The 13,547-nt window shown below is 57.2% G+C and carries 14 protein-coding genes; 13 read left to right on the top strand and 1 reads right to left on the bottom strand.

Translation table 11 applies throughout. The annotated features are described in order from the left end of the window. Position 1 precedes the first annotated feature (1 nt). From JUF21_RS02060 to JUF21_RS02045, 4 genes are all read left to right on the top strand, one after another. Positions 2-1,177, top strand: coding sequence for a phosphoglycerate dehydrogenase (locus JUF21_RS02060; RefSeq protein ID WP_203662872.1), 1,176 nt, complete (start codon positions 2-4; stop codon positions 1,175-1,177). Between the two features lie 74 nt (positions 1,178-1,251). Further along, positions 1,252-1,914 carry a DNA alkylation repair protein gene (locus JUF21_RS02055; protein ID WP_203662870.1) on the top strand — a complete coding sequence of 221 codons (663 nt, stop codon included), beginning with the start codon at positions 1,252-1,254 and terminating at the stop codon, positions 1,912-1,914. 60 nt (positions 1,915-1,974) lie between these two features. Next, positions 1,975-2,364: a hypothetical protein gene (locus JUF21_RS02050; protein ID WP_125755669.1), complete on the top strand. Its 390-nt coding sequence runs from the start codon at positions 1,975-1,977 to the stop codon at positions 2,362-2,364. Between the two features lie 21 nt (positions 2,365-2,385). Next, positions 2,386-2,754 carry a hypothetical protein gene (locus tag JUF21_RS02045; RefSeq protein WP_203662868.1) on the top strand — a complete coding sequence of 123 codons (369 nt, stop codon included), beginning with the start codon at positions 2,386-2,388 and terminating at the stop codon, positions 2,752-2,754. 61 nt (positions 2,755-2,815) lie between these two features. Here JUF21_RS02045 and JUF21_RS02040 read toward each other — a convergent pair whose 3' ends face one another. After that, entirely contained in the window at positions 2,816-3,628 is an 813-nt protein-coding gene (locus JUF21_RS02040; protein WP_203662866.1) for a putative ABC transporter permease, read from the bottom strand. A gap of 200 nt (positions 3,629-3,828) precedes the next feature. Here JUF21_RS02040 and aspD point away from each other — a divergent pair, with 200 nt between their 5' ends. From aspD to JUF21_RS01995, 9 genes are all read left to right on the top strand, one after another. Continuing rightward, positions 3,829-5,421 (top strand): aspartate 4-decarboxylase, encoded by a 1,593-nt coding sequence (gene aspD, locus JUF21_RS02035; RefSeq protein ID WP_203662864.1) that lies wholly within the window; start codon positions 3,829-3,831, stop codon positions 5,419-5,421. Then, a complete protein-coding gene (locus JUF21_RS02030; RefSeq protein WP_203662947.1) occupies positions 5,421-6,140 on the top strand; it encodes a GntR family transcriptional regulator, LSA1692 subfamily in 720 nt (239 codons plus the stop codon). Before aspD ends, JUF21_RS02030 begins: the two co-directional genes overlap by 1 nt. A gap of 170 nt (positions 6,141-6,310) precedes the next feature. After that, positions 6,311-7,624, top strand: coding sequence for a Sapep family Mn(2+)-dependent dipeptidase (locus tag JUF21_RS02025; RefSeq protein WP_203662857.1), 1,314 nt, complete (start codon positions 6,311-6,313; stop codon positions 7,622-7,624). Between the two features lie 15 nt (positions 7,625-7,639). Continuing rightward, positions 7,640-8,593 (top strand): N(4)-(beta-N-acetylglucosaminyl)-L-asparaginase, encoded by a 954-nt coding sequence (locus tag JUF21_RS02020; protein WP_203662855.1) that lies wholly within the window; start codon positions 7,640-7,642, stop codon positions 8,591-8,593. Positions 8,594-8,636: 43 nt separating this feature from the next. Then, positions 8,637-9,161: a GrdB-related putative oxidoreductase gene (locus tag JUF21_RS02015; protein WP_203662853.1), complete on the top strand. Its 525-nt coding sequence runs from the start codon at positions 8,637-8,639 to the stop codon at positions 9,159-9,161. Between the two features lie 21 nt (positions 9,162-9,182). Next, positions 9,183-10,496: a PTS sugar transporter subunit IIC gene (locus JUF21_RS02010; RefSeq protein WP_125755653.1), complete on the top strand. Its 1,314-nt coding sequence runs from the start codon at positions 9,183-9,185 to the stop codon at positions 10,494-10,496. 173 nt (positions 10,497-10,669) lie between these two features. Next, positions 10,670-10,981 (top strand): PTS lactose/cellobiose transporter subunit IIA, encoded by a 312-nt coding sequence (locus tag JUF21_RS02005; protein WP_125755651.1) that lies wholly within the window; start codon positions 10,670-10,672, stop codon positions 10,979-10,981. Between the two features lie 295 nt (positions 10,982-11,276). Then, complete coding sequence (locus JUF21_RS02000; protein ID WP_203662851.1) at positions 11,277-12,008, top strand: GntR family transcriptional regulator; 732 nt, start codon at positions 11,277-11,279, stop codon at positions 12,006-12,008. A gap of 194 nt (positions 12,009-12,202) precedes the next feature. Continuing rightward, positions 12,203-13,522, top strand: coding sequence for a PTS sugar transporter subunit IIC (locus JUF21_RS01995; protein ID WP_203662945.1), 1,320 nt, complete (start codon positions 12,203-12,205; stop codon positions 13,520-13,522). Positions 13,523-13,547 lie beyond the last annotated feature (25 nt).

Genomic DNA, 13,547 nt, shown 5'->3' with positions numbered 1-13,547 from the left:
CATGTATCAAGTGAAAACATATAACGCGATCGCCCAGGCCGGGCTCGACCGCTTCACCGCAGATTTTGCGCTTAACCAAAGCGACCAGCCGGACGCGTACCTGATCCGATCGGTCAATTTGCGCGACGCCGAGTTTCCGGCAAGCCTGAAGGTGATCGTCCGCTGCGGCGCCGGCTACAACAACATTCCGCTGCACCGCGCCACCGAGGCCGGCATCGCCGTCTTCAACACCCCTGGCAGCAACGCCAACGCGGTCAAGGAGCTGGTCGTGGGGATGCTGGTGATTGCCTCGCGCAGCCTGTACTCCGCGGTGACCTACGCGGAGCACAACAGCGGCGCCGACATTTCCACCCGCACGGAAAAGGAAAAGACCCAGTTCAACGGCACCGAGCTGGTCGGTAAAACGCTGGCCGTCATCGGCGTCGGCCACGTCGGGGCCAAGGTCGCCGCAGCCGCCAGTGCCTTGGGCATGAAAGTGATCGGCTACGACCCGTACCTGTCCGCCGACAGCGCCTGGCACATCCCGACCGCAGCGATCCGCGCCCAAACGCTGGCGGAGGCGCTGAAGGACGCCGATTACGTCACGGTCCACACCCCGAAAAACGAGGAAACCACTGGCCTGATCGGGGAAAAGGCGCTGAACGAAATGAAGCCGGGCGCCGTGCTGTTGAATTTTGCCCGGCTGGGCATTGTCGATAACGCCGCGGTGCTCAAAGCGCTGGATGGCGGGCGGCTCAAGCGGTACCTGACCGATTTTGGCGAAGACAGCATCCTGGATCGGCCGGACATTTTGGTCACGCCGCACATTGGCGGCTCAACCGCCCAGGCTGAGGACAATGGGGCAGTGCAAGGTGCCGAGACGGTGATGCAGTTTCTGGAAACCGGCAACGTCGTCAACTCGGTCAACCTGCCTCACCTGGATGTGCCGTTTACCACGCGCTTTCGCCTGACCGTCATGCACCAAAACATTCCGAACATGGTCGGTCAGATCACGACGCTGCTGGCCAATGAGGGCATTAACATTGAGGGCATGAGCAACGCGGCGCTGGCCAAAACGGCGTACACTGTCATTGACATCGACGCGCTGAATCAGGCCGACGCTGCGGCGCTCTTGACCAAGCTAAACGCCATTCCGGCGGTGTATCGCACACGCCTGCTGAACAACCCGCGCCTGTGATAAAAACGGTTGAGCCACCTGGCGAGCGGGGTGATCGTTGACTCAGCAAAACCATGCCGACAAGGAGGCGAGAGATGACAAACAGCCCTCAAATTTCAAGGTTTCAGTTGGTTGGCGAGCCAGCCAACGCGGCGCCAATGGCCAAATACATGAAGAACCAATTTCTATTCGTCGGGGTGAAGACGCCGGCGCGCCTGGCTCAAAGCAAGGCGCTGCTGCACGCCAGTTTGCAGGTGCCGACGACTGCGGTGATGGCCTGGAGCCAAGCCCTGTATCGGCGGCCCGAGCGCGAATACCAGTACGTCGCGATTGACCTGGCCAAGCACAACTGGCGAAGATTTTCCGTGGCGGAACTGCTGGCGCTGCGGCCGCTGGTCGTGGCCAAAACCTGGTGGGACACCGTCGACGCCTGGCGTGTGGTGTACGGCCGCGCCGCTGACGCCGAGCCGGCGGTCAAGCGGCAGTTATTTGACGTGTTTGAGGCCAGCGCTAATTTGTGGGAGCGGCGCATCGCGCTGGATCTGCAGCTGATGAGCAAGGACCAGACGGACCTTTCGATGCTGCAGCAGGCGATCCTGCGCGACCGCGAGACGCCGGAGTTTTTCATCCAAAAGGCGATTGGCTGGGCCCTGCGGCAGTACAGCAAAACCGACCCGCAATGGGTGCGCGCCTTTATCTCCGGACACCAGCTGAGCAAGCTGGCGGTGCGCGAAGGCACCAAGTATATTGACCGCTAGGGTTGTATTCGCTTGCATGGGTTGCGATAATTGAACCAATAGCTTCAGGGGGGCTTTTGCATGAGTGTAAAAAAGTGGAACACAATCTTTACCATTGCGGTGCCGGTCGGCGTCGCACTGATTTTCATCCTGACGCGCATCCTGACCGGGCCGCACACGCGCCTGTTGGCCTGGATCGGCCTGTTTGTCTGGCTGATCGGGTCGCAGGTCTGGCAAAGCCGCGTCACGATGAGCCGCTACCGCGCGCAGGCCAAGCTCTGGGAGCTGGCCGATGACCGCGGGCTGACGACCGCCGCGGTGCGCCAGCTGGTGCCGCAGTACTCCGAGCATGATCTGGACGAATCGCGGCCGGAGAACCACCGCTTTTTGATGAGCAAGGCCGCTATCTCAACGCTCACCGCCAAGCTGCCGAGGCAGCAGGCGCCGGTGAAGAAGCACCATCGCAAGTAGACCCAGTAAAGGAGCAGTGGGATGAGTCTGACAAAATCGCGGCTGCTGTACGCAGCCTTAATGCTGGTGACGTTGGTGATCGCCGTGGCGCTGGGCGGCAACTCTTCGCGGCTGGGAATGCTGCTGTGGGTGATGTGGCTGCTGCTTTCGGCCGGCTACAACAAGCAGCGTCTGCGCGCGTTGGACCAAAAGCTCGATGAGATCTGGCGGCTAGTCGATGCGCAGGGATTGACTGCGGCAGATTTGAAGCAGTACACCCCGCAGTACGGCACCCTGGACCTCAAGATGACGCGGCCGGGCCGGCGCCAGTTTTACCCCTCGATGAAGGCGACGGATAAATTGCTGGCGGCGCTGCGCGAACAGGCGCAGACCGCCGCGGATGATCAATGAGCACACCACAAAAGCAGACGGCAGTGATCCGATTCGGACCGCTGCCGCCTGTTTTTTGCTGTTAGTTGCCTTGCTTGCGCCGCCGCTTCAGCAGTTCGGCCAAATCGGCGATGTCCTTCGGCGGCGTCTTGGTGTCGTGCAGCTGCAGGTGCGGGAAGGAATTCAGCAGGCGCCGCTGGACCCAGCTCAGGCTCGGCAGCTTGGCCATATCGGCCTGGTGCTGGCGGTAATCCTCCAGCCAGCCGTGTTCTTTTTCCAGCTTGGCTGCGGCGGTATCGACCGAGGTGCGCAGTTCCTGCTTCTTCTGGTCGATGGCGTCGCCGATGCGCTTGGTCGCCGCGCCCATGGCCAGCACGTTGGCCAGCGTGAAGCCGAAGTCGAACATGAAGAGGACCAGGAACAAGATCGCGGCAAAAATGCCGTATTTGACGTCCAGGTGGGTCACGAACCGTGCCACAAACGGGTGCACGACCTTGACCACGAACACGACCCCGATGCCCCAAAACGCAGAGATCGGCAGGGCAACGCGGCCCTGAAAGTTCAGGGGGATGTTCGAGTAGTCCCACCACCGGGCGTGGAACAATTTTTCCATCAGCCAGGAGGTCACATATTCGATGATGGTGATCAGCACTGCCGACCCCAAGTAGAGCCACAGCAGGTTATCCTCAACCGGCCGCAGCAGCGCGAGCACAGCGGTGATGGAAAACCCGTAAACCGGGATCACCGGGCCGTTGAGAAATCCTGAGTTGACCCACTGCCGCTTCTTGAAACTGACATAACCCGACTCCCACACCCAGCCGACAAAGGCGTAGGCGAAAAAGTACAGGACCCAGAGGGTGAATTGTTGTTCGATGAGGAGCGTTTGGGTGTTCATGGTGGGCCTCCCGGCGTGCGCGGATAAATTAATCTAATTGTACTTTAGCATAGCGACCGCGCCGACACACGGGTTGGCCGACGTGCGGTCCGTTGGTATACGCAAAAATCCTATCAGACGGGCTTGTCATCGCTTTCCGTAGCGCCTAGTATATACCATAGAGATTATCCTAAAATCTGGTAGAAGTGAGGTGAGCAAGGTTGGCCGAGTCAGAACTTGAAACCTTGTCCCCATTTGAACTGAGTTTGTACCTGGAGCGACAGATCGACCCGCACCAAGGACTGCCGCTGCTGAATGCGGGCCGCGGCAACCCCAACTGGACGGCGCCGACCCCGCGCGAAGCGTTTTTCCTGCTTGGACAGTTTGCCGTGCAGGAGACCCTGCGCAGCACGCCGCAGCTGACCGCGCGGCAGATTCAGCCCAGCGTTCAGCGGGTGGCGCGATTTACCGAGTTTTTGGCGGGCCATCGCGGCTCTGGCGCGAAATTTCTAAAGACGGTGAGCCAGGCGCCTGAGAATCAACTCGGCGAGCCGTTTGAAGACTGGTTGACCCAGGCCTGCGACGCGATCATCGGCGATAACTATCCGGCGCCGGTGCGGTGCCTGCCGGTGGCCGAACAGCCGCTGAAGGCGTACCTGAGCCGCGAGCTGTTTCAAAACCGGCCGCTGGCTTTCGACGTGTTTCCCACGGAAGGCGGCACGGCCGGCATCTGTTACCTGTTTGACACCCTGATGCACACCGGGCTGCTGGACGCCGGCGACCGGATCGCCCTGTTTTTGCCGACGTTTGCGCCGTACCTGGAGCTGCCCAAGCTCCCGCACTACCATTTTGACGTGGTGAAGATCCGAGCGCACCAGGTGCAGGAGGCCGGCGGGCGCACCAGCTACTGGTACGCCGATGAGGAACTGGCCAAGCTGCGCGATCCGCGGGTCAAAGCCGCGTTCATCGTCAATCCTAGTAACCCGACGGCCAATGCGCTGGCCCCGGCCACGCTGAAAACCTTGCAACAACTGGTTGCCGGGCCGCGGCCGGACCTGATGATCCTCAGCGACGACGTGTATGGGACGTTTGTACCGCAGTTTTTGTCCGTGTTTGCCGCGCTGCCGCACAACACGGCGCTGCTGTATTCTTTTTCCAAGTACTTCGGCGCGACCGGCTGGCGCGTTGGCGCGCTGGCGGTGGCCAAGGACAACATTTTCGATGAGCTGATTGCCAAACTTCCCAGTGACGTCAAAACGCGCGTCGATGCGCGCTACGCCTCGGTCACAACCGACCCGGACGACCTGGGCTTCATCGACCGGCTGGTCGCCGATTCGCGGGACATCGCGCTGAATCACGCGGCCGGGCTGTCAGGGCCGCAGCAAGTGATGAGCGCGCTGTTCGCCCTGTATGGCATGGCCACGGAAGGCCAGGCCTACAAGCGTGAGGTGATCAACATCTGCCGTACCCGCGAAAAGCAGCTGCTGGCGGTGATGGGCCTGGCCCAGCCGCTGCCCGCGCTGGACACGGCGTACTACTGCGACATCGACCTGCTGAAGTGGATCACGACCCGGTATGGCGCCTCTTTTGCCAAGTACGTGCAAAAGCGCTGGACCGTGACCAAGCTCTTAGTCGCGCTGGCCAAGCAGCAGCACGTCATGCTCCTGAAAACCAGTGCCTTTGGCAGCAGTCCCTGGGCGGTGCGGGTGTCGCTGGCCAACTTGGCGACCAGCCAGTACGAGGAGATCGGCACCCGCCTGATCGCGCTGATGGATGGGATCCAAACCGATTGGCAAAAGGAGGCGCTGGCATGATCACCAAATTTGAAGAGGTGGCCGGGCAGCTGGCCGACCGCGTGCGCCGAGGGGTGTATTCGACGGCGCAGCGCCTGCCGTCCGAATACGACCTGGCCAAGGAATTTGACGTCAGCCGGCTGACGGTCCGCAAGGCGATCGACCTGCTGATCCGTCAGCAAGTGCTGGTCAAGGACCCGGGAAAAGGGACTTACGTCATGGCGACCCCGGAAAAAGTCGAAAGCGGGCGTCTAGGCCTGCAGGGTTTCACCGAAGCCGCTAAGGCCTACGGGAAGGTCAGCCGCACTGAAGTCCTGAGCTTCGGACCAGCCGACCATCTGCCGCCCGTCGTCACGCAGGCGCTGCAGCTGGAAAACCGGCATGACCAGCGGGTGGACCTGCTGGTGCGCCGGCGGTTTTGGGACGATGACCCCATGACCATCGAGAAAATCGCGATTTGCCATGAGTACGTTGCGGATCGCAAGGCGTCAGACTTTACCGGATCGCTGTTTGACCTGATCGAACGCGAGGTGCCGATTGCATACTCCCACCAGGAAATCGAGGCCATTTTGGTCGATTCGGAGTTGGCGGACCTGCTGCACGTGCACCTTGGCGACCCGCTGCTCCGGGTCAACTCGGTCACCTACACGGCTGATGCCAAGCCGATTTTCTACGACACGTCGTACTACCGCGCCGATAAATATTCGTTTAAGTCAACACTGACGCGGCAGGGACATTAAACCAGGCTGCGGAGGGCTCGCGGTTTTAGGGGGACAGCTAGCCTAACGCATTGCCGGCGCTCTTTGCCGGTGAGGGCTTAAGCTAGCTGCTCCCGCGTTGCGAACCTGGAGCGCAACTACAAGCTATTAGCCCAATATCAGTCGGACTCGCAATTTTTAAGGAGGTAGCTATGGACACCGAGACAATTAAGCAGTTGATTGCAGCGCATCGCGATGAGTTTCTCAAGGCGCTGGATGCAATCATGCAGATTCAAAGTGTGAAAGGGGAACCCGCGCCGCATGCGCCGTTCGGCAAAGGTCCGCGAGCCGTGCTGGACGCCGTCGTGAAGCTCGGCCAGCAGTACGGGTTTCAAACCGGCATCGTCAACGACGCGATGGCGTACGTGCAGTGGGGCGACGACAATGACGATTACGTCGGCATTGTCGGCCACCTGGACGTGGTGCCGGCCGGCGACGGCTGGTCATACCCGCCGTTCAAGCTGAGCGAAAAGGACGGCCGCTTCTTCGGCCGCGGCGTGCTCGACAACAAAGGCGCCAGCATCGCCAGCCTGTACGGCATGAAGCTGCTGAAGGACGCTGGCGTCAAGCTGCACCGCACCGTCCGCCTGATTTTCGGCTCGGACGAGGAAAGCGGGTCTTCCGATGTCCCACTGTATTTGAAGCAGGAAAAGGCCCCGCGCTTCGGCTTCACGCCGGACTGCAAGTGGCCGGTGGTGTATGGCGAACGCGGGATTGTGAACTACCAGATCAAAACACCGCTGCCGACCCAAACGATGGACCAGCTCAGCGACATTGTCGGCGACCAGGCGATGGATCACGTGCCCGACGAGCTGACCGCGGCGCTGAACGGTAAGCCGCTGACTGTAAAGGGCAAGCGCACGCCGACCAACGCCCCGGAAATGGGCGAAAATGCGATCACCTGGCTGGCGAAGCACGCCGTCGATGATGACCTGGTTCAAGGCCCGCTGAAGGATTACTTCCAGTGGGTGGTTGACGCCTTGCATGAAAAGCACTACGGCGAAGGCTTGGACATCGCGTTTGAAGACGCCGATTCTGGCAAGCTGATCGTCACGCCGTACAAGCTGACCAAGCAGGATGACGCGATGGTGCTGGAAGTGGCGATGCGCTACTCCGTCAGCTTCACCGAGGCTGATGTCACGGCCGGCCTGAAGAAGGCTGTACCGGCGGGAAGCACGATTACCGTCGTTCGCAGCATTCCTGGCGTCATGCATGACAAGCACGACCCGTTCATCGCCGAGCTGTCTAAGGTCTACGAAGACGTCACCGGCCTGGATGGGACGCCTTTGACCACCACCGGCGCCACATACGCCCGGGCCATGCCGAACATCGTGGCGTACGGGCCGAGTTTTCCGGGCCAAAAAGGGATCGCGCACAAGCAGGACGAATGGATGGATGAGAAGGACCTGATGCTGAACATGGCGGTTTACATGAGCGCCATCATCGCAATGGGCAACCAGCAGTAAAGGAGGAATTTTCTGATGAGCAAATGGGGCACAATTGCCACCTGGCGCATGGCGCACGAAGGCGTCGTGAAGGCCAGCAAGTTGTTAGCTGAAAACGGCAGCGCCGGGGATGCGGTCGAGACCTTGATCAATGAAGTCGAGGCGTTTCCGTTCTACAAATCCGTCGGTTACGGCGGGCTGCCGAACGAGGAAGGCGTGGTCGAAATGGACGCGGCCTTCATGGACGGCGACACGCTGGCACAAGGCGCAGTCGGCGGCATTCAAAACGTCAAGCACGCCGTTTCCGTGGCGCGGGCGCTCAGCCACCAGCATTACAACAGCTTCCGAGTCGGCGAAGGCGCGACCAAGTTCGCCATGAAAAACGGCTTTGAAATGACCAACATGCTGACGGACCGCGCCAAGGCTCGCTGGCAAAAGCGGCTCAAGGAGCTGCAGGCCACGGACAAGCCGTACGACGGCCATGATACGGTCGGTGCGATCACCTTGGCCACCAGCGGCTCCATGGCCGCCGGCACCTCGACGTCCGGACTATTCATGAAAAAAGCTGGGCGGGTCGGCGACTCACCGCTGTCTGGCTCCGGCTACTACGTGGATTCGACCATCGGCGGCGCCGCGGCGACCGGTTTGGGCGAGGACATCATGAAAGGTGTGCTGTCTTACGAAATCGTCCGGCGCATGGGCGAAGGGGAAACGCCGCAGGACGCCTGTGACCACGCCGTTTACCCGTTCATCGAAAAGCTGAAGAAACGTTACGGCAAGGCCGGCGAATTTTCACTGGTCGCGATGAACAACCAGGGCGAGTGGGGCACGGCCACCAACGTGGAGTTCACGTTCAGCGTCGCGACGGCTGATGAGCCGGCGCGGATCCTGATGGCCAACCCGGGTCCGGATCACACCACCATCATCGAACCGGTCACCCAGGAACGGCTCGATGCGTATGAGAAGCGGATCCACGCACCAATTGAGTAAACTTAAGTTAGCAGTTAGTTCACTAGGTGAAGGGGGGAAAACCATGAAAGCAATTATTATTTTGGATCAGATGCAGGCGGGGCTCGGCGGCAAAGAGCGCGCGGACACGCCGCTTGGCGGCCAGCGCGTGGCCATGGGCTCGGCCGACACGACGGAGAAAGCCCTGGCGAAAAATGACGGCGAGCTGCTGGGCACGTTTTACTGCGGGACGGACTATTACGCCGAAAATCGCGAGCTGGTGCAGCGCAAGTTCACCAAGATGGCCGAGAAAATGGGGGCCGATGTGGTCGTGATCGGGCCGACCTATGACTACCCGGAATTTGCGCAAATGGCCTGTGAGGTGGCGACGACGTTCCAGACGCAAACCAAGATTCCGGCCATCGCGGCGATCGCCGAGGAGAAAAACGCGGACCTGATCGCGCAGTACAAGGACCACCTGACGATCGTGCGCGCGCCGAAGAAGGGCGGCACCGGCCTGTCCGACGCCGTTGATCACCTGGCGGAAGGCGCCGCTTTGCTCGCCAAGGGGGAAGATCTCGGCGCCTTTAAGACCAGTTACTGCTTTTAACACTCAAAGGAGGGGAACGCTATGCAAAAGAAATTTGAGTCGGTCTTGATGCCTGTTGCCACCAAGCTCGGCAATAACGTGGTGCTCAGATCGCTGCGTGACGGCTTTCTGATCATCACGCCACTGATCATTGTCACCTCGATTTTCCTGTTGATCGGCAACTTCCCGATCCCTGGCTGGGAGAATTTCTGGACTGGGATCCTCGGCCCGCACTGGATGGAGTGGTTCAGCGCCGTTTCTAATTCCGTGTTCAGCTTTACCGGGATTCTGTCGACTATCGGTATCGGGTATGCTTACGGGAAAAACCGCGGGCTGGAAGCCATCCACGCGGCCATTGTCGCCCTGGTCAGCTTCCTGATCCTGACGCCGACCAGCTTCAACGTGGGCAAAACTGCAGTATCTGCGGTTCAGACCATGTACGTTGGCCCCAACGGGATTTTCCTGGGGATCTTCATCGCGATTTTCTCGGTCGAGATTTATCGCTTCGTGGTGCGGCGCCACTGGACGATCAAGATGCCCGATGGCGTGCCGCCGGCCGTGTCGCAATCCTTTGACGCCCTGGTGCCATCGGCGTTCGTCATTCTCGCGTTCTTCCTGGTGCGCGTGCTGTTTTCTCTGACCTCATTCGAAACGGCGTATAACTTCATTTATACGATGCTGCAATCGCCGCTGAAGCACGTCGGCAACTCGCTGCCATCAGTGCTGCTGTACAACTTCCTGGCGTCCTTGCTGTGGTGCTTCGGGATCAACGGGCCGACCATCACCAACTCGGTGTGGTCACCAATTTTTTTCGTTCTGACGCAGGACAACCTGAAGGCGTTCCAGAACCACCTGCCGCTGCCGCACATTTACACGCAGCCATTCATTGATATCTTCACCACATACGGTGGCGGCGGCTCCACGTTGTCGCTCTTGATCGTCATGTTTGCGGTCTGCAAGTCCAAGCGGATTCGCGAACTGGGCAAGCTGGCCATTCTGCCTGGGATCTTTGGCATCAACGAGCCGATCATCTTCGGCCTGCCGGTGGTTTTGAACCCGATCATCGCGATTCCGTTCATCACCGTGCCCGTGCTCAACACCCTGATTTCCGGCCTGGTCATGACCGCCGGCTGGGTGCCGCGCACGAACGGCGTGCTGCTGCCATGGACCACGCCGCCGATTATCTCCGGGTGGCTGGCGACCGGGTCGTGGACCGCGTCGGTGCTGCAGCTGTTCGAGTTGATTTTGGGGATCCTGATTTACTACCCATTTGTCAAAATGCTCGATAAGCAGTACCTCGGCGAGGAACAAGCCGCGGCGAAGAAAGACCTCGATATCGATTTCAGCGAGGTTTAACCAACTGATTGCTTGTGAAAAATGTGGCGCTGCCGCTGGCGGTGGGGCTGCATTTTTGTTCTGACGCTTGTGCACTGCTTTTTGCACGTCACGAAACGCCTTGACAGACGGCGCTTTCAACAACATACTGAAAGTGGTTACAAAATCAACTTAGACGAAGAAGGTATATTAGATTGGATGAAGATGTCGCACAAACTGCAATGCAGATTATTTTATCAGCTGGTAATGCCAAGTCGACCGCGCTTGAGGCGATCGATGCCGCTCTTGCCGGCGACAACGACGGCGCCACGAAGAAGATTGCGGACGCCAAGGAACAACTCAACGGCGCGCACAATATTCAGACTTCGCTGATGACCCAGGAAATGAACGGGAAGATGATTCAAAAGTCGATCCTCCTGATCCACGCACAGGATCAGTTCATGGCCGCCAACACGGAAATCGAACTGGGCGAGCGGATCATCAAAGCCATCGCGCTCAAGAAGTAAAAATCATTGCGTTCATGCACTGAAGCGGCCGTGTGCCGCTTTTTTGATGGCTGTCGGTTTGCGCTTTTGCGCGTTTGAAGGTATTTTGCCGATACGCAGGCGGACACGCCAAATAAGATAAGCAGAGTTTTCACACTATCGAGCTTGTTGTCGTATGGTTGTCAGTTTTTTTCGACGGAGGCCAAAGACACATCTTGCTCATACGACGTAGGGCTTGAACGGCAATGGCGTAAAGCATATAGTTCAAGTATAGACTTGACCCGGATGATGGCTGCTCAGCTTTGGAGATGAAACGGTGGAACCTAAATATATTAGAGTTGTCGAGGAAATAAAAAAGCGCATCACTAATGGCAAATACCCGACCGGCGAGGTGATTCCGAAGCAGGAAGACCTTGCCGAGGAGCTTGGCGTCAGCCGGATGACTGTCAAGAAAGCTTTAGACATCCTCACTGTCGATGGTTTGGTGATGCCAAAACGCGGGGTCGGTACGTTCGTTCGGCCGAAAGCGGTCCGTCAGAGCAATTCACTACCATTGAGTTCATATGGGGGATTGAGTAGCGATCTTGGAGTGCCGGTCGAGAGTAAAGTAATTTCGTTTGACATCGAGTTTCCTGGCGTTGATGTGCAGGAGGCGCTAGAGATTGAAGAAAACCAGCCGGTGTATGAAATTCGTCGTCTCCGGCTAGTTAACGGAAAACCATACGGGCTTGAACATACTTTTTTGAACGCCGATTTATTTCCGCATTTAAATCGTAAGGTCTTTGAAGGGTCGTTCTACAGGGCACTTCATCAAGATTATGGCCTGACCATTGGTGGAGCGAACCGCTCGATCTCAGCCGAGAAGCCAGATAAGTTCGATCGCCAGTATTTGCAGTCAAAAGAAGACGAGCCAATCCTCCAGGTTGCGCAAACCGTTTATCTGAACGATGGGCGGCCGTTTGAAATGTCCGTGGATCATCATCCCTATGCGGCACATCACAAGTACACCTATATCGACATCAAAAGAGAAGCAATCAAGCACACTTAACGGTGTGCTTTTTCTGTGTTCTGTCAGATATGCTTGACCGGTTATTTTTAGGTATATACATGGGTTAAAAATATTGTTGACATATAATTATACAGGTATATACTTGCCTTCGTAAGTGGGGAAACCGCTTACGCATTTTTGACAATTTCGTGCTAGTTGGGAATTGCCAAGATAAGGGAGATGGTACGATGTCTTTGGAGAACTCTAAGATTGGTGATCGATTTGCAATCTTTGCAGCCAAGCTTGGCAACCAGATACATTTGCGCTCATTGCGCGATGCGTTTGCGACCGTTATGCCGCTATACATTCTTGCAGGTCTCGCTACGTTGTTGAATAACACCGTCTTTACCTGGATTTTTAAAGGTAAGACGTTAGCCAATGTTCAATACTGGGGCACAACGCTGAGTAATGCGACGTTGAACTTCTCAGGGGTCATGATTGCAGCAATGATTGGGTATTGTTTGGCGAAGAACCGCCGTTTTGAAAACCCAATCGCAGCGGCGATGGTCTCAATTGCGGCATTGATCGTCATGATGCCGAATACCGTTCAATTGATTCCCGATGGGGCAAAAAAAGCGGTATCTATTTCCGCTGTCCTACCGTATACGAACCTGGGGACTGGTGCTATGTTTGCTGGTATCATCATGGGTCTGGCAGCAACCGAAGTCTTTATTCGGATTTCGCACATGAAAAAGCTCCAGATCAACCTAGGCGACAATATTCCGCCCGCAGTTTCAAATTCATTTAATGTTTTGATTCCAGTCATTTTAGTTTTGTCGGGCTTTGCGATTGTTTCAGCACTTCTTAATGACTTTACAGGAATGAATCTGATCAATTTAATCACGACGTTCATTCAAGAACCATTGCGCCATGTTGGGACTAGTATCTGGGGTGTCCTGCTCCTTTACAGTCTTGGGAATATGCTGTGGCTCTTTGGGATTCACCACTCAGTTATCTACAGCTCTATCCTGGAGCCATTGTTGATTATCAACATTACCCAGAACATCGCTGCTTACAGTGCTGGTCGGGCGATTCCAAACATCATCAACGTGTCGCAAGTTGCTGCGTTTGGCCTGATCGGTGGATCTGGTTCGACACTCTGTCTATTGATTGCGACCTTCCTGTTTAGCCGTAACAAGGTCTCTCGCAATGTCGCGAAGCTTTCTGTCGCTCCTGGGATTTTCAACATCAACGAGCCTGTCATCTTTGGCTATCCAATTGTTTACAACATTTCGTTGATTTTCCCATTTATCGTTGTTCCTGCTCTGGGGGTCTTTGTCAGCTATTTTGCCACGGTCATGGGTTGGATGAATCCGTGTGTGACCCTCGTTCCATGGACTACGCCAGTTGGAATCAGCGCATTCTTGGCGACGGCCGGTGATTGGCGGGCCGTTGTGATCCAGCTATTGATTCTAGTTGCTGGGGTGCTCATCTATACCCCATTCGTCAAAATCAACGATAGGGTTGCTGAAAAGGAACTTGAACAACAAGCGGCAGAAGCTTCAGATAAGTAATATGAATTCGAGATAAGGGGAAGAA

This window comes from Lacticaseibacillus sp. 53-4 (assembly GCF_016861805.1).
Taxonomy (GTDB): domain Bacteria; phylum Bacillota; class Bacilli; order Lactobacillales; family Lactobacillaceae; genus Lacticaseibacillus.
Note: the sequence above shows the minus strand (reverse complement) of the source record. Positions and strands in the feature narration are given on the sequence as shown.